The 18,924-nt window shown below is 72.8% G+C and carries 17 protein-coding genes and 2 pseudogenes; 10 read left to right on the plus strand and 9 right to left on the minus strand.

Going from position 1 to position 18,924, the window contains the following annotated elements:
• A partial coding sequence (locus GUY61_RS18050) for an MBL fold metallo-hydrolase (protein ID WP_243766547.1) occupies positions 1 to 713 on the plus strand: 713 nt, incomplete at its 5' end.
• A gap of 130 nt (positions 714 to 843) precedes the next feature.
• Here the strand turns inward: GUY61_RS18050 and GUY61_RS18055 are convergent.
• Positions 844 to 1,638 (minus strand): hypothetical protein, encoded by a 795-nt coding sequence (locus GUY61_RS18055; RefSeq protein ID WP_208106137.1) that lies wholly within the window; start codon positions 1,636 to 1,638, stop codon positions 844 to 846.
• A gap of 329 nt (positions 1,639 to 1,967) precedes the next feature.
• On the opposite strand from GUY61_RS18055, the gene GUY61_RS18060 reads away from it, so the two are divergent.
• Positions 1,968 to 2,330, plus strand: coding sequence for a helix-turn-helix transcriptional regulator (locus tag GUY61_RS18060; protein ID WP_166631217.1), 363 nt, complete (start codon positions 1,968 to 1,970; stop codon positions 2,328 to 2,330).
• An 81-nt stretch (positions 2,331 to 2,411) separates the two neighbouring features.
• On the opposite strand, the gene GUY61_RS18065 is transcribed toward GUY61_RS18060, so the two are convergent.
• From GUY61_RS18065 to GUY61_RS18075, 3 genes are read right to left on the minus strand one after another with little or no spacing between them, the layout of a single operon-like run.
• On the minus strand, positions 2,412 to 3,485 hold the full coding sequence (locus GUY61_RS18065; RefSeq protein ID WP_313896720.1) for an ArsO family NAD(P)H-dependent flavin-containing monooxygenase: 1,074 nt from the start codon (positions 3,483 to 3,485) through the stop codon (positions 2,412 to 2,414).
• Entirely contained in the window at positions 3,482 to 4,561 is a 1,080-nt protein-coding gene (gene arsB, locus GUY61_RS18070; protein ID WP_166631230.1) for an ACR3 family arsenite efflux transporter, read from the minus strand. Before arsB ends, GUY61_RS18065 begins: the two co-directional genes overlap by 4 nt.
• Positions 4,558 to 4,866: a helix-turn-helix transcriptional regulator gene (locus GUY61_RS18075; RefSeq protein WP_166631218.1), complete on the minus strand. Its 309-nt coding sequence runs from the start codon at positions 4,864 to 4,866 to the stop codon at positions 4,558 to 4,560. The genes arsB and GUY61_RS18075 overlap by 4 nt, the downstream gene beginning before the upstream one ends.
• Positions 4,867 to 5,018: 152 nt before the next feature.
• Here GUY61_RS18075 and GUY61_RS18080 point away from each other — a divergent pair, with 152 nt between their 5' ends.
• From GUY61_RS18080 to trxA, 3 genes are all read left to right on the plus strand, one after another.
• A complete protein-coding gene (locus GUY61_RS18080) occupies positions 5,019 to 5,438 on the plus strand; it encodes an arsenate reductase ArsC (protein WP_166631219.1) in 420 nt (139 codons plus the stop codon).
• Positions 5,435 to 6,457 carry a thioredoxin-disulfide reductase gene (gene trxB / locus GUY61_RS18085; RefSeq protein WP_166631220.1) on the plus strand — a complete coding sequence of 341 codons (1,023 nt, stop codon included), beginning with the start codon at positions 5,435 to 5,437 and terminating at the stop codon, positions 6,455 to 6,457. The genes GUY61_RS18080 and trxB overlap by 4 nt, the downstream gene beginning before the upstream one ends.
• A gap of 104 nt (positions 6,458 to 6,561) precedes the next feature.
• Positions 6,562 to 6,885 carry a thioredoxin gene (gene trxA / locus GUY61_RS18090; protein WP_166631221.1) on the plus strand — a complete coding sequence of 108 codons (324 nt, stop codon included), beginning with the start codon at positions 6,562 to 6,564 and terminating at the stop codon, positions 6,883 to 6,885.
• A gap of 162 nt (positions 6,886 to 7,047) precedes the next feature.
• Here the strand turns inward: trxA and arsM are convergent, their stop codons facing one another.
• Complete coding sequence (gene arsM / locus GUY61_RS18095) at positions 7,048 to 7,848, minus strand: arsenite methyltransferase (protein ID WP_166631231.1); 801 nt, start codon at positions 7,846 to 7,848, stop codon at positions 7,048 to 7,050.
• Between the two features lie 244 nt (positions 7,849 to 8,092).
• Between arsM and GUY61_RS18100 the strand changes: the two genes are divergently transcribed.
• On the plus strand, positions 8,093 to 8,413 hold the full coding sequence (locus tag GUY61_RS18100) for a helix-turn-helix transcriptional regulator (RefSeq protein WP_243766549.1): 321 nt from the start codon (positions 8,093 to 8,095) through the stop codon (positions 8,411 to 8,413).
• A complete protein-coding gene (locus GUY61_RS18105; RefSeq protein ID WP_166631222.1) occupies positions 8,410 to 8,907 on the plus strand; it encodes a GNAT family N-acetyltransferase in 498 nt (165 codons plus the stop codon). Before GUY61_RS18100 ends, GUY61_RS18105 begins: the two co-directional genes overlap by 4 nt.
• A 220-nt stretch (positions 8,908 to 9,127) precedes the next feature.
• Here GUY61_RS18105 and GUY61_RS18110 read toward each other — a convergent pair whose 3' ends face one another.
• From GUY61_RS18110 to GUY61_RS18115, 3 genes and pseudogenes are all read right to left on the minus strand, one after another.
• A complete protein-coding gene (locus tag GUY61_RS18110; RefSeq protein WP_166631223.1) occupies positions 9,128 to 11,584 on the minus strand; it encodes a SpoIIE family protein phosphatase in 2,457 nt (818 codons plus the stop codon).
• Positions 11,585 to 11,946: 362 nt separating this feature from the next.
• Positions 11,947 to 12,441 (minus strand): annotated as a pseudogene (locus tag GUY61_RS41870) (PucR family transcriptional regulator); the annotation flags it as partial.
• Positions 12,442 to 12,570: 129 nt separating this feature from the next.
• Positions 12,571 to 13,866: pseudogene (locus tag GUY61_RS18115) on the minus strand (PucR family transcriptional regulator ligand-binding domain-containing protein); the annotation flags it as partial.
• Positions 13,867 to 14,191: 325 nt separating this feature from the next.
• Between GUY61_RS18115 and GUY61_RS18120 the strand changes: the two are divergent.
• The 3 genes from GUY61_RS18120 to GUY61_RS18130 are packed head-to-tail and all read left to right on the plus strand — an operon-like array spanning position 14,192 to position 18,125.
• On the plus strand, positions 14,192 to 15,184 hold the full coding sequence (locus tag GUY61_RS18120; RefSeq protein WP_166631225.1) for a xanthine dehydrogenase family protein subunit M: 993 nt from the start codon (positions 14,192 to 14,194) through the stop codon (positions 15,182 to 15,184).
• Entirely contained in the window at positions 15,175 to 15,744 is a 570-nt protein-coding gene (locus GUY61_RS18125) for a (2Fe-2S)-binding protein (RefSeq protein WP_166631226.1), read from the plus strand. Before GUY61_RS18120 ends, GUY61_RS18125 begins: the two co-directional genes overlap by 10 nt.
• Positions 15,745 to 15,746: 2 nt before the next feature.
• The gene (locus GUY61_RS18130) at positions 15,747 to 18,125 is read left to right on the plus strand and encodes a xanthine dehydrogenase family protein molybdopterin-binding subunit (protein WP_166631227.1); all 2,379 of its coding nucleotides are present in this window, start codon (positions 15,747 to 15,749) and stop codon (positions 18,123 to 18,125) included.
• A 407-nt stretch (positions 18,126 to 18,532) separates the two neighbouring features.
• On the opposite strand, the gene GUY61_RS18135 is transcribed toward GUY61_RS18130, so the two are convergent.
• Entirely contained in the window at positions 18,533 to 18,730 is a 198-nt protein-coding gene (locus tag GUY61_RS18135; protein ID WP_166631228.1) for a hypothetical protein, read from the minus strand.
• Positions 18,731 to 18,924 lie beyond the last annotated feature (194 nt).

The following is an 18,924-nucleotide window of genomic DNA, read 5'->3' on the forward strand; positions in this document are numbered from 1 at the left end:
TCTACGGCCCCGCCCCGGCCGGCGCGCTGCCCGAACCGTCACCGGCCTCCCGCCGCGTCCCGCCGGTCAGCCCCGAACTGCCCGCCCCGGGGCTCAGCCAACTGGTACGCGGACAGATCGCAGCCACCGCCTACGACATCAACGTACGCATGCGCAGCGAGGGCTGGCCCGACATCCGCCGCCTGGTGCGACCCCACGACATCCGTGTCCCGGCGGTGGGGGCGGGTCCCGGCGGCCCGATGGCCCCGGCGATGGAACCCTTCGAGGTGATGCGCGACGAGCGGGTCCGCGTCACCGCGATCCTGGTCGAACACCCACCGGTCTTCCCGTCCTACGCCTTCCGCTTCGACACGGCTGGCGGTTCGGTCGTCTTCAGCGGCGACACCGGCCCCACGCCGAACCTCGTCCGGCTCGCGCGGGGCGCCGACGTCCTCGTCCACGAGGCGATCGACATGGAGATCATGGCCCTGGCCGGCCTCTCGCCCGCCCAGATGGAGCACATGAGGACCAGTCACACCGACGTGACGGTCCTCGGCTCCATCGCCCAGCAGGCAGGCTGCGGCACCCTCGTCCTCAGCCACCTCGTCCCCGGCCGCTCCGACTTCGTCACCGACGAGACCTGGCGCACCAAGGCCTCGCGCGGCTACGACGGCCAGGTGGTGGTGGGGCGGGACCTGCTGCGGTTCGCCGTCGACCGCCGGGAGATCCGCTGAACGACGCCCGACGGGCAGGGTATTGGGGGAGGAGGACGGCATCCGTACCGGACTCCGCCCCGCACCCGCGCCCCGCCCGCGCCGTGCCGGTCGTGCGCCGACCTCTCGGGGGAAGGGCCGGCTCAGCGGTTCAGGCGGCCGGTTCCGCGTCCAACTGGCCCGCCAGCCAGGTGGGGACGCCTCCCAGGAGGCGGAACAGCCGGCCCGCCTCGGCCCGCAGCCGGCTGGACTCCGGTTCCGGTTCCGCCTCGGCGAGAGCCACCAGGGCCGGGGCGGTGCCGACGAGGTAGCCCAACTCCTCGCGGATGCGCAGGGATTCGGCGAAGCCGTGACGGGCCTCGGCCAGCTCCCCGTCGCGCAGCGCGAGGCCCGCGAGGTGGCGCCAGGTGAAGGAGAGCAGCAGGACGTCGCCGTGGGTCGTGGCGCCCGCGTGGGCGCGGCGGTACGCGGCCCGGGCGGCCTGGGTCGAGTCCGCGAGGTGCTCGGCGATGAGACCGCGGCGGAAGTCGAGCAGGGGCCGTCCGGGAGCGGCGGGCGGCAGCAGTGCGGCGGCGCGTCCGAGGGCGGCGCGTGCCTCGTCGGCACGGTCGCGGACCCCGAGGACGGTCGAGGCGTAGGCCAGGTGCCCGCGTTCACAAGCGGCCGCGCCGCGTTCGTCGTCGCTCCGCGCGACGGCCTCGGCGGTCCGGAGGGCGTCCTCGGCCTCCGACCACCCCGCCTCCGTGAACAGGCAGCGTTCGACGAGCAGGGAGGCACGCTGGAGCGCGATACGCGGCTGAGCGGAGGCGTGCGGTTCCAGCAGGGCGGCCGCGTCGGACCAGCACCCGCGCGAACGCAGGCGCCATACCGCCGTCTGGATCGGGTGCTCCCCTCCGTAGCCGGGGGAAGGTTCGTTGTCCCCCGCTGCAGTTCCGGAACCGGACATGGCGGTGTCCGCCACATTGCCTCCCCGAGCGCGTCATTGAGCTGTGGGCGCATCTCAGCACGAATTACCCTGCGTGGCCAAGGGCGCGGGTGAAAGAATTCACAAGTCATTACCCGAGTGGTGCCCCGTCTTCGTGCGGTCCTTGGCCGAAGCGTCACTCTGAGCAATAACAGGCCCCCGGCACCCTTGATCCCGTTGGTGCTGCCCCCGGTCTCGGAGGCAGTCGGTCACCCCCCGCGGCCCCGACCGTTACGGAGGTGGCCGGGGGAGTGCGCGAGCGGGGTCGCGAGGCCCTGGGGTATTGGTTCGACATGTGTCAACATAGGCGTATGTCGAACGTGAAGGCGCTGCCCCTGCTGGAGCCGGACGCCGCCGCGCCCTGCTGTCCGCCGCTGACGGAACGCCCTCTCACCGCGGACGAGGCGGAACGCACCGCGCGGATGTTCAAGGCTCTCGGTGATCCGGTCCGGCTGAGGCTGTTCTCGTCCGTGGCCGCCCACGAGGGCGGCGAGGCATGCGTCTGCGACATCTCCGACGTCGGTGTCTCCCAGCCCACGGTCTCCCACCACCTGAAGAAGCTGAAGGAAGCGGGGCTGCTGACCTCCGAGCGGCGCGGCACCTGGGTCTACTACCGGGTGGAGCCCTCAGTGCTGGCCGCGATGGGCCGGATGCTGCGGCACTACGGCTCCTGACCGTTCCCGCGACGCGTCGCCTCCCCGCGCCTTGTCACCTCGCCGCCTGCGCGCCGCGTTGCCCTGCTCATTGCTGCCGCCTCACCCGTCGGCCGTCAGCAGTTCCGCGATCTCGCGGGCGGCGTCCCGGGCCGGCCGCCCGACGCCTATCAGGGTGGCGGAGGCAGGCCCGGTCCAGTCCCCGTAGCCGAGCAGATGGAGGCGGGGTTCGGCGAGGGCGCGGGTGCCGGCGAGGGGAATGCGCCCGCGGGCGCCGCGCAGCCCGAGCGGTGCGAGGTGGGACAGCGCGGGGCGGAAGCCGGTGCACCAGATGACGGCATCGGCGTCGGCCCGTGTTCCATCGGCCCACTCGACGCCGCCCGGGACGAGCCGGGCGAACATCGGTGACGCCTTCAGCAGCCCGGCGTCGCGCGCCTCGCGCACGGGCGGCACGGCGACGACGTCGCCCAGCGAGGCCACTCCGCCGGTGTCCGTGCGCCCCTCGTCGAGGGCGCGGCGGCGTGCGGTGGCCGCGTCGAACAGGGCGCGGCCGTCGATGTCGTCGGCCAGGAAGCGGGGCGGTCGCTGCGTGACCCAGGTCAGTTCGGTGTCGTGGGCGAGGTCGGCGGCGATCTGGGCGCCGGAGTTGCCCCCGCCGACGACGATGACGCGCCGGCCCGCGAAGTCCCTGGGGCCGCGGTAGCCGACGGTGTGTATCTGGGTGCCGGAGAAGGCCGCGCGGCCGGGGACGGCGGGGACGAACGGCCGCCACCAGGTGCCCGTCGCGCTGACGACGGCGCGGGCGCGCCACACACCGGCGGCCGTGTCGACGCGCAGGAAGGGTCCGTCGCGGTGGACGGCCGCGACGCGCACGCCGTGCCGCACCGGCAGCGCGTACCGCTTCTCGTAGTCGGCGAGGTAGTCCACGACGTGACGCGCGTCGGGGTAGGCGGCGCCTTCCTGCGGCGGCATCAGCCGGCCGGGCAGTGAGGAGTACGCGGCGGGGGAGAACAGGCGCAGGGAGTCCCACACGTGCTGCCAGGCCCCGCCCGGCGCGGACTGCGCGTCGAGGACGGCGAAGTCCACGCCGAGGCGGCGCAGGTGGTAGCCGGCGGCGAGCCCTGCCTGGCCGCCGCCGACCACCACCACGTCCGTGTGCCCGGAGTGTGTCGTCACCGCGTGGCGAACTTCTTGCGCCAGGCGAGCGAGACGTAGACGAGGGCGACGAGGACGGGTACCTCGATGAGCGGGCCGACGACGCCGGACAGCGCCTGGCCCGAGGTGACGCCGAAGGTGGCGATGGCGACGGCGATCGCGAGTTCGAAGTTGTTGCCCGCGGCGGTGAAGGCGAGGGTCGCGGTGCGGTCGTAGGCGAGGCCGACGGCCTTGCCCAGGGCGAAGGTGCCGAACCACATCAGGGCGAAGTACACCAGCAGCGGCACCGCGATCCTGGCCACGTCCAGCGGCCGGCTGGTGATCTTGTCGCCCTGGAGGGCGAAGAGGAGGACGATGGTGAAGAGCAGTCCGTAGAGGGCCCAGGGGCCGATCTTCGGCAGGAACCGGTTCTCGTACGTCTCGCGGCCGAGCTTCTTCTCGCCGATGCGGCGGGTCAGGAATCCGGCGACCAGGGGCACGCCGAGGAAGATGACGACGTTGAGGGCGATCTTCCACATGGAGATGTCGAGTTCCTGGCCCTCGCCGAGGCCGAGCCAGCCGGGCAGGAGGTCGAGGTAGAACCAGCCGAGCAGGCCGAAGGCCAGGACCTGGAAGACCGAGTTCAGGGCGACGAGGACGGCGGCGGCCTCGCGGTCGCCGCAGGCGAGGTCGTTCCAGATGATGACCATGGCGATGCAGCGGGCGAGTCCGACGATGATCAGGCCGGTGCGGTACTCGGGCAGGTCGGCGAGGAAGACCCAGGCGAGCGTGAACATCACCGCCGGGCCGATGAGCCAGTTGATGACCAGGGAGGCCACCATCAGCTTCCTGTCGCTCGTGACGGTGTCGAGCTTGTCGTAGCGGACCTTGGCCAGGACCGGATACATCATGATGAGCAGGCCGAGGGCGATGGGCAGCGAGATGCCGCCGATCTCGACCTTGGACAGGGCGTTGTCGAGGCCCGGGACCAGTCGGCCGAGTCCGAGGCCGATGCCCATGGCGAGGAGGATCCAGACGGCGAGGAAGCGGTCGAGTGTCGACAGCTTCGCGACGACGGAGGACTCCCCGGGAGTCGCGGACGGTTCGGTGCGGGTCACGGGCATGCTCTCTTGTTGTCGGCGGCGGTACGGGCGGCCTCGGCCAGGTCGGCGAACTGACCGGCGAGCCGGGCGATGACGTCGGGGCGGAGCTTGTAGTAGGTGAAGCGGCCGCACGGCTCGGTCTCCACGACCCCGGCCTCGCGCAGTACCCGCAGATGGTTGGAGAGATTGGTCTGGCGGGCGCCGGTCTCCTCCACCAGATGCGTGGTGCACAGCGTCTCGTGGGCCAGCAGGGTCACGATCCGGAGCCTGAGCGGGTCGGCCAGTACCCGGATCAGGTCAGTGTCGACTGACGTCATCATGCGCTGATACTCTCACATCAGTGGTGGCTGACACCACCAGGTGCTGATGTCGCGCCGCGCCGGGTATGCCGCGTCGTCCTCCGGGGCCGTGCGGCCCGGTTCCGGGCGTGTCATACGGGCCTGATGCCGTCGTGAGACAAGTGAGACTCCTGATGTCCGAGAAGCCGTCCGTCCTGTTCGTCTGTGTCCACAACGCCGGCCGGTCGCAGATGGCCGCCGCATGGCTGTCCCACCTGGCCGGGGACCGTGTCGAGGTCCGCTCCGCCGGATCCGCCCCCGCCGATCAGGTCAACCCCGCCGCCGTCGAGGCGATGCGGGAGGTCGGCATCGACATCACCGCCGAGACGCCGAAGATCCTGACCGTCGACGCGGTCAAGGCGTCCGACGTGTGCATCACGATGGGCTGCGGCGACACCTGCCCGGTCTTCCCCGGGAAGCGCTACCTGGACTGGAAGCTGGACGACCCGGCCGGACAGGGCGTCGAGGCGGTCCGCCCGATCCGGGACGAGATCAAGAAGCTCGTCGAGGGCCTGATCGAGGAGATCGCCCCGGCGCCGGAGAAGTCGGCATGACCGCGGGCACGGACACTGCCGCGGACTCCGCCGCCACGGACGGCGCGGGGATCCGGAACGTCATCGTCATAGGCTCGGGCCCCGCCGGTTACACCGCCGCCCTGTACACCGCGCGGGCCGGCCTGAGGCCCCTGGTCTTCGAGGGGGCGGTCACCGCCGGCGGCGCGCTGGTGCAGACGACCGAGGTGGAGAACTTCCCCGGTTTCCGCGACGGCATCATGGGCCCCGACCTGATGGACAACATGCGGGCCCAGGCCGAGAGGTTCGGCGCCGAACTCGTCCCGGACGACGTCACCGCCGTCGACCTCACCGGCGAGGCCAAGACCGTGACCGACGGTGCGGGGAGCGTCCACCGGGCCAGGGCCGTGATCGTCGCGACCGGCTCGCAGCACCGCAAGCTCGGCCTGCCCCACGAGGACACCCTGTCCGGCCGTGGTGTGTCGTACTGCGCGACCTGTGACGGGTTCTTCTTCCGCGACCACGACATCGTGGTGGTAGGCGGCGGTGACACGGCGCTCGAGGAGGCCACCTTCCTGTCCCGCTTCGCCCGCTCGGTCACCGTCGTGCACCGGCGCGACACCCTGCGCGCCTCCAAGGCCATGCAGGACCGCGCCTTCGCCGACGGCAAGATCTCCTTCGCCTGGGACAGCGAGGTCGCCGCCGTGCACGAGAAGGACGGCAAGCTCGCCGGACTCACCCTGCGCGACACCAGGACCGGTGAGGAGTCCGAACTGGCGGCCACCGGGCTGTTCGTCGCCATCGGCCACGACCCGCGCACCGAACTCGTCAAGGGCCAGCTCGACCTCGACGACGAGGGATACCTCAAGGTGCTGTCCCCGTCGACACGCACCAGCATCCCCGGTGTCTTCGGCGCGGGCGACGTCGTCGACCACACCTACCGGCAGGCGATCACCGCTGCGGGGTCCGGCTGCGCGGCCGCACTCGACACCGAGCGGTACCTCGCGGCCCTCGCCCACAAGGCGGTCGCGGAGGCGGCCCCGGCCGCGGCCACCGCCTGACTCCGGTACACCGGCCCCGGTAGGTATACCGGCCCCAGCACACCGCTCCGGTACTCCGACTACCGTACCGGGGCCACACAGCGACACGACAACAGGAGGCCGGCATGGCTCTCAGGGAAACGACCGACAGCACCTTCGAGGAGGACGTGCTCAGGAGCGACAAGCCCGTGCTCGTCGACTTCTGGGCGCCCTGGTGCGGACCGTGTCGCCAGATCGCCCCGGCCCTCGAATCCATCGCCGCCGAGTACGGCGACAAGATCGAGGTGGTCAAGCTCAACATCGACGAGAACCCGGCCACCGCCGCCAAGTATCGGATCATGTCCATCCCCAAGCTGAACGTGTACGTCGGCGGGGAGGTCGTCAGGAGCATCGTGGGCGGCAAGCCGAAGGCGACGATCGTGCGCAAGCTGGAGGACTTCCTCGGCTGAAGCGGCAGCGGCAGAGGCGGCAGCGGACGCAGCAGCAGGGGCGGCGGTTCCGACGGGAAGACCCCGGACCCGGCAGCCGCTGCCGCGTCCGGGGGCCTTCTCGTCGGAGGCGGGCTGACCGCAGTGGGCGGACCGGAGGGACGGACCGGCGGACGAGCCGGGTCAGCCGCAGCACGAACCGCCGGCCGATGCCTCCGCCACCAGCGGCAGGGGTGCGTGCGCCGGCTTGACCGCCCGTACCACGGCGGAGTGCATGCCGTCGGCGACCTGGTGGGTCGGGGTGATCTCGACCTCCGTGAACCCGGCCGCCTCAAGGCCCTGGCGGTACTCGGCGAAGGACAGCGCACCGGCGATGCAGCCGACGTAGTCGCCGCGTTCCGCGCGCTCTCCGGGCGTCAGGTGGTCCTCGGCCACGACGTCCGAGACGCCGACCCGGCCGCCCGGCGCCAGTACCCGGAACATCTCGGCGAAGACGGCCGGCTTGTCCACGGACAGGTTGATCACGCAGTTCGAGATCACCACGTCGATGGTGGCCGCCGGGAGCGGGATGGCCTCGATGGCGCCCTTGAGGAACTCCACGTTGGTCACCCCGGCCTTCTTCGCGTTGGCCAGCGCGAGGGCGAGCATCTCCTCGGTCATGTCCAGTCCGTACGCCTTGCCGCTCGTTCCGACGCGGCGCGCGGACAGCAGTACGTCGATGCCGCCGCCGGACCCGAGGTCCAGCACCCGTTCGCCTTCCCGCAGTTCGGCGACGGCCAGCGGATTGCCGCAGCCGAGCGAGGCGGCGACCGCCTCGGCGGGCAGGGCGTCGCGCTCGTCGGCGGCGTACCCGGCGGGGCCGAACTTCTCGTCGATCCCCTCGGTCTGCGATCCGCAACATGCCGTGCCGCCCTCGGTGACCTTGACGGCCGCCGCGGCGTATCCGGCACGGACCTTCTCGCGCAGCTCTGACGGTTCGGTCATGGGCATGGGGGCCTCCTTGGCATCGGTCCAGCGGTCCAGCGGTCCACCGGCGCGCGGTGCGCCGGTCCGCCGGCGCCTCATCGGTGCCCGGCGCACCGGTCCATCGGTGCGCCGGTCTACCGACAAGCCTGCGCTCTGATTTGATGTGCGTCAACATAGACACCTCTCGAACCTGCCAGGCCTGCCAACTGATGACCCCTCTGGGGTTCTGCGGAACGCCTTCATCTATTATCGTCGATTGCCGATGGAAGAGATGGCGCGCGGCGTCACGCCGCTCACCCCCGAGGACTTCGTCCGCTACGCCGCATGGTTCAAGGCCCTGGCCGACCCCATGCGCGTACGCCTGCTGCACCTGCTCGCGACCGAACGTCGCCCCATGACCGTCGGTGAGATCGTCGGCCGGCTCCCGATCGGCCAGTCGACGGTCTCGCACCACCTGCGGATCCTCGCCGAGGTCCGCTTCGTCCTGCCCGAGCGCCTCGGCACCTCGACGCGCTACGAGGTCAACGGCGCCTGCTTGGAGTGCTTCCCGGCCGCCGTCCGCGCGATCATGGCGCGGCCATGAGCATCACGATCGCGCCGCTCACCGCAGGCCACGCCGAACAGGTCCTGGACATCTACCGGTCGGGCATCGAGGAGGGCAACGCCACCTTCGAGACCGGGGCTCCCGGCTGGGAGGCCTTCGACCGGGCCAAACTGCCCGGTCACCGCTTCGTCGCCCTCGATCCCGGCACGGGCCGGGTCCTCGGCTGGGTCGCCGCGTCCAAGGTGTCCGACCGGTGTGCGTACGCGGGCGTCGTCGAGCACTCGGTGTACGTCGGCCCCGCCGCCCGGGGCCGCGGCGTCGCGCGCGCCCTGCTCGACGCGCTGATCGAGTCCACCGAGGAGGCCGGCATCTGGACGATCCAGTCCGGCATCTTCCCCGAGAACACGGCCAGCCTGGCGCTGCACCGGCGCGCCGGTTTCCGTGTCATCGGCACCCGGGAACGCGTCGGGCGGCACCACGGCCGCTGGCGGGACGTCGTCCTCGTCGAACGCCGCAGCCCCCGCATCGACTGAGCGGGTCCGCTCGTCGGCGAAGCCGGGTGCGGTCCCGGCGGTGCCCCAACGGCCAAAAGGGGCGCGGGCCGTGACGGCGAGCGGCTCCGCCGCGAGGCCGCGGCCGGCCGGCCGACCGCGACGAACCCGAGGGCGGCGCACGGGACTTGTGGCGGAGCACCCGGCCGGACCCACGGCCGGGCTTACGGCCGGACCTGCGGCCGGGCCGCGCGAGGGGACCTCACCCGGCGTGCCTGTCGGAGAGGTCGATCTCCGCCCAGATCGTCTTCCCGCCCGCATGGTGCCGGGTGCCCCAGCGCTCGGCGAACTGGGCGACGAGCAGCAGGCCGCGGCCGCCCTCGTCGAAGGTGCGGGCGCGGCGCATGTGCGGTGCGGTGCTGCTGCTGTCGGACACCTCACAGATGAGGGAGGCGTCGTGGATCAGGCGCAGCTGTACGGGCGGCTGGCCGTAGACGATCGCATTGGTGACGAGTTCGCTGATCACCAGCTCCGCGGTGAAGGCGATGTCGTGCAGCTGCCACGCCCTCAGCCTGGCAGTGGCCTCGGCGCGGGCCCCGGCCACGGCTGCCGGGTCGGAGGGCAGTTCCCAGGTGGCGACCTGGGAGGTGTCCAGGGCGCGGGTGCGGGCGACGAGCAGGGCGACGTCGTCGGGGGGCTGTGCGGGGAGCAGGGTCTGGATCAGGCTGTCGCAGAGGGCCTCCAGTGAGCGGGCGGGCCGCTCCAGGCACCGGCGCAGCAGGGCGGAGCCCTCGGCGAGGTCGTGTTGGGTTCCCTCGATGAGGCCGTCCGTGTACAGCGCGAGCAGGCTGCCCCGTGGCAGCTCCCGCTCGACCGTCTCGAAGGGCAGGCCGCCCACGCCCAGCGGCGGTCCGGGAAGGAGGTCGATGAAGTCCGCCCTGCCGTCGGGAGTGACCAGCGCGGGCGGCGGGTGGCCCGCGGCAGCGGCGACGCAGTGGCGCGAGACCGGGTCGTAGACGACGTACAGGCAGGTGGCGATGAGATCGGGTGACACCTCGAGGTCGGGCTCGGGGCCCGACGGCGGCTCCGCGGTGGTGTCCTCCTCCTCGGACGCCAGGTGGGTGACCAGGTCGTCGAGCTGTACGAGCAGCTCGTCCGGGGGCAGGTCCACGTCGGCGAGGGTGCGTACCGCGGTCCGCAGCCGCCCCATGGTGGCGGAGGCGCGCAGACCGTGGCCGACCACGTCGCCGACGACCAGCGCCACCCGGGCGCCGGACAGCGGGATCACGTCGAACCAGTCCCCGCCCAGGCCGGCCCGGGTGCGGGCGGGAAGATAGCGGTACGCGACCTCCACCGCGTCCTGAGCGGCGAGCCGCTGCGGCAGCAGGCTGCGCTGGAGCGCGAGAGCGGTGGCGCGTTCGAGGGCGAAGCGGCGGGCGTTGTCCACGGCCACCGCGGCGCGGGTGCCGATCTCCTCGGCGAGGAGAAGGTCGTCCTCGTCGAAGGGTTCAGGGCGCCGGTGGCGGGTCAGGACCGCTACGCCGAGGGTGATGCCGCGGGCGCGCAGCGGGATCACCATCACGGAGTGGATCTTGAAGTTGCGGACGACGCCCGCTCGCGTCGGGTCGGCCTTCTGCCAGTTCCTGATGGCGTCGTCCAGGGTGCGGTGCAGGGAGGCCCGGCCGGTGGCCAGGCAGCGCACGGGTGGTGTGGACTCCGGGTAGTAGTCCACATGTCCCGGCTTGTTCACCGCCTCGGGCGCGCCGGGCAGGACGGACTGCTGCGCGGCGCGGCGCAGCGCGACGGTGCCTGCGACGGAGGGCGTCGGCTCGACCCCGCGGAAGAGGGAGTCGAGGAGGTCGATGGTGACGAAGTCGGCCAGCCGCCGGGCGACCACCACGTCGGCCATCTCCTGGGCGGTGCGCATCACGTCGAGCGTGCTTCCCACGCGGGTGCTGACGTCGTTGAGCAGGGCGAGGCGCTCCCTGGCCCAGTGCTGCTGGGTGACGTCGAGTGCGGTGATCTGCACGTGCCGCACTTGCCCCGTGGGGTTCACCAGCGGGGACACGGTGATGGACCAGACCTTTTCGCGTGACCCGCGCCGGGGGGCGCCGCGCACGTCGAACCGCTCGGGTTCCCCGGTCTCGAACACCCGGCGCATGCCGTTCTCGACCGTGCGGCAGATGTGGGGCGGCAGGATCTCGGTGACGCGCCGCCCGCGGATCTGGTCCTCGGTGAGGCCCAGTTCGCGGCTCGCCCCGGCGCTCGCCCTCCGGGCCCGCAACTCGCTGTCGTAGACCATGACGGGCAGATGGCACTGGGCGAAGGCCTCCTCGGTCATCGCGCGGTCCGTGTCCGAGACGAGCCGCTCGGGCCGAGTGGCCACGACGAGCAGTTGCGCGTTGCCCTGGCTGTCGAACGACGGATGGGCCCGCAGCCACACGTCGACGCGCCGGCCGTCCCGGTGGCGCAGCACGACCGTCCCGCTCCAGCCGTCGAGGACGGAGGGGAACGCCTTCTCGATGTCCGCCTCCGGGGCCAGCAGACGGGCCACGGGATACCCGACGGTGTCCCGTGAGGGGTAGCCGAGCAGCCTCTCGGCGCCCGCGCTCCATCCCGTCACGACGCCATGTGCGTCGACGACCGCCGTGGCCGAGGCCGCGGGGGCCGGGGACGTACCGGAGCCATGACCGAGGGTGGTGGCACCATGCATGTCCATCCGTCGCCCATCCTGCCTCCGCGAACGCCCGGGTCCCGGCCTCCGTCTCACTCTCGGTCCAGGTCTCGGTGGTCCAGGTCTCGGTCTCGGGGGTCGTCTCCGAGGGCGTCCGAGCGCCCGGAGCGTCCGAGCCCGCCGCGTCGGCTCCTCTCCCCACTTCTACCGTTGTTCTCGCCCGTTCGCAGGTCGGCGGCGTGCCGCACGCCCGCCCATGTGCGTCCTCCGCCGTGCGGCCCGGATTCGAGCGCCCCCGGATCAAGGGTCCCGCAAGGGAGACATTCCCGCCCCTTTGTGTCCATGACATTCCCGTGCCCGGTGCCGCCGGGGCGGCGGAGCTGCGGCACGGAGGGCCGGTTGCTCGGTCAGCTCATCCGCAGGGCCAGGAAGAAGTCCAGCTTGTCCTCGAGCCGCGACAGGTCCCTGCCGGTCAGCTGCTCGATGCGCCCCACCCGGTACCGCAGCGTGTTCACGTGCAGATGCAGGCGGGTCGCGCAGCGCGTCCAGGACCCGTCGCAGTCCAGGAACGCCTCCAGCGTGGGGATCAGCTCGGCGCGGTGCCGCCGGTCGTAGTCCCGCAGCGGGTCCAGCAGCCGGGCCGTGAAGGCCTTGCGCACGTCGTCCGGCACGAACGGCAGCAGCAGCACGTGCGAGGCCAGTTCGTGGTGGCCGGCCGCGCACACGCGTCCCGTGCGGGCGGCGGCGACCCGCCGCGCGTGCCGGGCCTCCTCCAAGGCGCCGCGCAGCCCCTCCGCGGAGTGGACGGCGGCGCTGACGCCCAGCGTCAGCCGGCCGTCGTCGTTCAGCCCGCCCGACAGGGGTTCGCGTACGGCGTCGAGCAGCGCTTCGGCGCTGAGGCCGTACGCCAGGGGGTCCGCGCCCGCCTCTCCGCGGCCGGCGCCCGTGCCCGTGCCCGAGCCGGCGCCCGTGCCCGCGTCCGGGCCGGCGCCCGCGTCGCCCGCGGCGGCGGCGACCGCGTCGGGGTCCGGGACGGAGGGCAACGGCACCAGCGCCACCGCCTCGTCCCCCACCTGGGCGACCGCTATGCGGTCGGCGGGCCCGGGCCCCGCCAGGGCCGGGCCGACGAGGATCTCCTCCAGCACGGACTGGGCCACGGGTCCGCCCGGCACGTCGCCGCCGTCCCAGTCGACTCGGGCGACGACGACCTGCCAGTGCGGGGCACTGCCGAGACCGGGCAGCAGTACCGGCGCGGTGACGCGCAGCCGTGCGGCGATCTCCGCGGGGGCCGCACCCGCCTGGACCAGTTCCAGGACCTCCTGAGCCAGCCGCCGCCGCACCGTACGGCCCGCCTCGCGGCGGTCGCGTTCGACGGCGATCAGCTGGGTGACGCCGTGCAGGAGATCGAGGCGTTCCCCTGCCCAGTCGCCGGCGTCCGCCTCGACCGCGAGCAGCCAGTCCGACAGCACGGTCTCGCGGATGTCCCGCCCGGCGCGCCCGCTCGGCCGGACGGGGAAGAGGGAGTACGTCGTGCCGTCGACCAGGACGCGGTACGGGACCCGCTTGCCCGTGCGGGCGGCGGCCAGCGCCTCGGCCGCGAGCCTGGCGCACACGCCGGGAGACAACTCCCCGGAACCGGAACCGGAACCAGCCGCGGAACCGGACCCGGACCCGGCCGCGGTGCCCGCGCCGGTACCGGCTCCCGTGCCCGTACCGGCCGCCGTGACGGCCCCCGGCCCGGCCGGCGCAGCCGGTCCGGAACCCGGCGCGGCGGCTCCCGCACCGTCCCGCGCCCCGCCTCCCGCGATCCGGCGCCCCGTCGGCGACAGCACCCACGCGCGCAGGTCCAGGTCCGTGCCCAGCAGGTCCAGTACGACGTCGGGACCGCCGCCCGCGGGCCCCGGGGTCATCAGCCGCCGGTGCCGCTCCACGACCGCGGCCAGATCCCCGGCCCGCTCGCCCGACACCTGCCGCACCACATGCTCCGTGACGGTCGCGAAGGCCACCGACTCGTGGACCGCGAACAGCGGCAGCCGGTGCCGCGCGCAGGCCTCCACCAGGTCGTCGGGGACGGCACCGAGTTCCGCCTCGCCCGCTGCGAGCGCCGCGACGCCCGCACCTGCGAGAATACGGACAAAAGGTTCGGAGTCCTCGGCGGTGCGCCGCCACGCGAGACCGGTGAGGACGAGTTCGCCCCCCGACAGATAGCGGCTCGGATCACGGAGGTCGGTGGTCATGACACCCCGGACGGCGCGGTCCAGTTCGTCCCCGCCGCCGAGCAGCCGCAGGCCCAGCGCGTCGGTCTCCAGCAGTGCGCGCAGCCGCATCCAGTCGCCGCCGTCCGTCTCGATGTTGCCGGTGATTTTCCGGTCGGTTTCAGTGAGGTTAGTCAGCCCCGTCTTTCATATGAATCTACAAGACAAGGGCGTCCACCAGCCAACTCCTTCATGTTTTCCGTGACTGCACCCGGCAGGACCATGGCTTGTGTACTGGGGCGCATCGCGTGAACCACACCTGAATCGAGTGGCCGAGGACCGTCCGCCCCGCACCCGGACGCACGCCGGCGAGGCCCGCCCACCAGGCACACCCCCCGGCGCGAGCACCCCGGCGCACGCCGCCCACGACAGTCCTTACGAATGAAGAGAGCCGATCATGGACTTCCTTCGCCCCGCCAGCTGGGAGGAGGCGCTGGCCGCCAAGGCCGAGCATCCGAGCGCCGTGCCGATCGCGGGGGGCACCGATGTGATGGTCGAGATCAACTTCGACCACCGCCGCCCCGAGTACCTGATGGACCTGAACCGCATCGGTGAGCTGCGCGAATGGGAGATCGGTGGCAGCGGTGGCAGCGGTGGCAGCGGTGGCGACGGTGGCGACGGCGGGGCGGCCGTTCAGGACACGGTCCGGCTCGGCGCGGGAGTCACCTACACCGACATCATCACCCGCCTGCGCACCGAACTCCCCGGCCTGGCCCTCGCCGCGCACACGGTGGGATCCCCGCAGATCCGCAACCGCGGCACCGTGGGCGGCAACCTCGGTGCCGCCTCCCCGGCGGGCGACTCGCATCCGGCGCTGCTGGCCGCAGGGGCCGAGGTCGAGGTGGCGTCCGTGCGCGGCACCCGCCTGATCCCGGTCGAGGAGTTCTACACCGGGGTCAAGCGCAACGCGCTGGAACCGGACGAACTGATCAGGGCGGTGCGCATCAGGAGGGCGACGGGACCGCAGCAGTTCTCGAAGGTCGGCACACGCAACGCCATGGTGATCGCCGTGTGCGCGTTCGGCCTGGCGCTGCACCCCGGAACCCGTACGGTCAGGACCGGCATCGGATCCGCGGCCCCCACCCCGGTCAGGGCCACCACCGCCGAGGAGTTCCTGAACGCGGCGCTCGAGGAGGGCGGCTTCTGGGACAGCGGCAGGATCATCACCCCGTCCGTCGCCAAGCAGTTCGCCGATCTGTGCGCGGCCGCCTGCAGTCCGATCGACGACGTGCGGGGCACCGCGAAGTACCGCAGGCACGCGGTCGGGACCATGGCCCGCCGCACGCTGGGCTGGACCTGGGAGGAGTACCGGAGGAACCGGGGCGCCGCAGGCGCCGGGGACCCCGGGGACACCGGAGGCAAGGGCGAAGGGGGCGCGCTGTGCGCGTGACATTCAAGGTCAACGGCCGCCGGCAGGAGGCCGACGACGTGTGGGAGGGCGAGTCCCTCCTCTACGTACTGCGTGAACGCATGGGCCTGCCCGGTTCGAAGAACGCCTGTGAGCAGGGCGAGTGCGGTTCGTGCACGGTCCGTCTGGACGGCGTGCCCGTGTGCGCCTGCCTGGTCGCCGCGGGACAGGTCGAGGGCCGCGAGGTCGTCACCGTCGAAGGACTCGCGGACTACACGAGGCAGCGTGCCCAGGGCACACGGGGCGGACAGGACGAGCGAGGCGCACACGGCCGCGCGGGTGGCGCGGAGGGCCCCGGCCTCTCCCCGATCCAGCAGGCCTTCATCGACGCGGGCGCCGTGCAGTGCGGCTTCTGCACCCCCGGCCTGCTGATCGCCGCCGACGAGATGCTGGAACGCAACCCCACCCCCTCCGACGGTGACATCCGCGAGGCGCTGTCGGGCAATCTGTGCCGCTGCACCGGCTACGAGAAGATCCTGGACGCCGTCCGCCTCGCGGCGGCCCGCCAGGGCGGGGCGCCGGCCCGGGAAGGGACGGTCTGACGATGCGCACCCCAGAGACGATCACCCAGGGCACCGCCGCCAGGGACAAGGGCCGCATCGGCGAGTCCACGCTCCGCCCCGACGGCACCCTCAAGGTCACCGGCGAATTCGCGTACTCCTCCGACATGTGGCACGAGGACATGTTGTGGGGCCACATTCTGCGCTCCCCGGTCGCGCACGCGGAGATCGTCTCCATCGACACCTCCGCCGCCCTCGCCCAGGCCGGCGTGTACGCCGTGCTCACCTACGACGACCTGCCGACGGAGACCAGGCATTACGGACTGGAGATCCAGGACACCCCGGTCCTCGCCCACGGCCGGGTGCGTCACCACGGCGAGCCCGTCGCGATCGTCGCCGCCGACCACCCCGAGACCGCCCGGCGTGCCGCCGCCAGAATCCGGGTCGACTACAGGGAACTGCCGGTCGTCACCGACGAGGCCTCCGCGACCGCGCCCGGCGCGCCCCTCGTCCACGAGAACCGCACCGACCACCACGCCGCCCACGTCCCGCACCCCAACATCCTGCACCGCCAGCCCATCGTGCGCGGCGACGCCCGCGCCGCCGCCGAGCGCGCCGACGTCGTCGTCAGCGGCGAGTACGAGTTCGGCATGCAGGACCAGGCGTTCCTGGGACCGGAGTCGGGCCTCGCCGTGCCCGCGGAGGACGGCGGTGTGGATCTCTACATCGCCACCCAGTGGCTCCACTCCGACCTGCGGCAGATCGCGCCCGTCCTCGGCCTGCCCGAGGACAAGGTGCGGATGACCCTCTCCGGTGTCGGCGGCGCGTTCGGCGGCCGCGAGGACCTGTCGATGCAGATCCACGCCTGCCTGCTGGCACTGCGCACCGGCAAGCCCATTAAGATCGTTTACAACCGTTTCGAGTCCTTCTTCGGGCACGTCCACCGGCATCCGGCGAAACTGTGGTACGAGCACGGGGCGACGAACGACGGAAAGCTCACCCACGTGAAGTGCCGCATCGTGCTGGACGGCGGCGCCTACGCCTCCGCCTCCCCGGCCGTCGTCGGCAACGCCGCCTCGCTGTCCGTCGGACCGTACGCCGTCGACGACGTCGACATCGAGGCGCTCGCCCTCTACACGAACAACCCGCCCTGCGGCGCGATGCGCGGCTTCGGCGCCGTCCAGGCGTGCTTCGCCTACGAGGCGCAGATGGACAAGGTGGCCGCGCGGCTCGGCATGGACCCGGTGGAGTTCCGGCGGCTCAACGCCATGGAGCAGGGCACCTTCATGCCGACGGGACAGCGGGTCGACTCCCCGGCCCCGGTCGCGGAACTGCTGCGCCGCGTCAAGGCGATGCCGCTGCCGCCCGAGCGCGAGTGGGAGACGACGGAAGGCGTCGACGTGCGGGCCCTGCCCGGCGGACTGTCCAACACCACGCACGGCGAAGGTGTCGTACGGGGCGTCGGATACGCCGTGGGCATCAAGAACGTCGGCTTCAGCGAGGGCTTCGACGACTACTCGACGGCGCGGGTCCGGCTGGAGGCCGTCGGTGGGGAACCGGTCGCCATGGTGCACACCGCGGCGGCCGAGGTCGGGCAGGGCGGGGTCACCGTCCACGCGCAGATCGCCCGCACCGAACTCGGCGTCACCCGGGTGACCATCCACCCGGCCGACACGCGGGTCGGCTCCGCCGGTTCGACGTCCGCCTCCCGGCAGACGTACGTCACCGGTGGCGCGATCAAGAACGCCTGCGAGGCCGTCAGGGAGAAGGTCTTCGAGCTGGGCCGCCGCAAGCTGGGCCCGTACCACCCGGCCTGGGCCCACGCCGAGCTGCTCCTGGAGGGCGGCAAGGTCGTCACCGACGGCGGGGAGGTGCTGGCCGACCTCGCCGACGTGCTCGGGGACGAGGCGATCGACCTCGAGCTGGAGTGGCGGCACCGCCCCACCGAACCCTTCGACCGGCACACCGGCCAGGGCAACGGCCATGTGCAGTACTCGTTCGCCGCGCACCGGGCCGTGGTCGAGGTCGACACGGAACTCGGTCTGGTCAAGGTCGTCGAACTTGCCTGCGCCCAGGACGTCGGCAAGGCGCTGAACCCGCTGTCCGTCCTCGGGCAGATCCAGGGCGGTACGACGCAGGGCCTGGGCATGGCGGTGATGGAGGAGATCATCGTCGATCCGAAGACGGCGAGGGTGCGCAACCCCTCGTTCACCGACTATCTGATCCCCACCATCCTCGACACCCCGGCCATCCCCGTCGACGTGCTGGAACTCGCCGACGACAACGCGCCCTACGGGCTGCGCGGCGTCGGCGAGGCGCCGACCCTGTCCTCGACCCCGGCCGTCCTCGCGGCGATCCGTGCCGCGACGGGTCTGGAACTGAACCGGACGCCGGTACGGCCCGAGCACCTCACCGGAACGTAGGGCTCGCGATGCCCCGACCCCCGGCCCATGTCCCCGCGCCCGCGTCCGGCGGGGGAGCGGCCGTGCCCCGGGCCGGAATCCGGAAGACCCACCGGATGCCCGGGGCGCGGGACCGTGGCCCCGTCCTGCGGCCACGGTCGCACGGCCCTCGCCCGGGCGAGACCCGCGGCACCGGGCCGGCCGCCCGTGGCGGGGGCGATGGCCGCAGGGCACGCGGTGCCGCGCCGCCGGACTCCGTGCCCGGCGGGCACCGGCGCCGGGAGGGCGTCTCGACGCGGCGTCCGGCACGGCCCGGGAACGCGGTCCCGGTGTCGGCCTCCGGCGGGCGGGGCGCCGGTGCCTCGACCGGGCGCCGGGACGGTGTGCCCGGGGTGGCGCCTCGGTGCTCGGACGTACGGCCGCCGCCCTCATCGGCGGGGCGACGACGTTTCGCGCAGCGCGTTCCGGGCGCCGGTGTCCTTGGCGGCGGTGCGGTGCCCGCGACGGGCGGCGCGCCACGGCTCGATGGACGCGGAGCGGCGGCGCGTGCGGGGCACGCGGCCGGCGGCGCCGGTGCCCACCCGGTCGGGGCCGGGTGGCGTCGCGGCAGCCGCGCTCCTCGGCATCGGTGGGATGATGAGAACGAGCGCCCGGCACGTGGACGGGAGCGGCCGAGCGCCCGCGCGTTCAGTACCGGATCCCGGTCCGCATCGTCTTCGGGGTCCGTCTCCGGCGTGGCCGTCGAGGCGGCCCGGGGCAAGGACGGGACCCAGGACCGCCGGGGCGCTCACGCGAACGCCGGACGTGACCCTACCCGCCC

It is taken from the genome of Streptomyces sp. GC420, assembly GCF_009916105.1.
Taxonomy (GTDB): domain Bacteria; phylum Actinomycetota; class Actinomycetes; order Streptomycetales; family Streptomycetaceae; genus Streptomyces.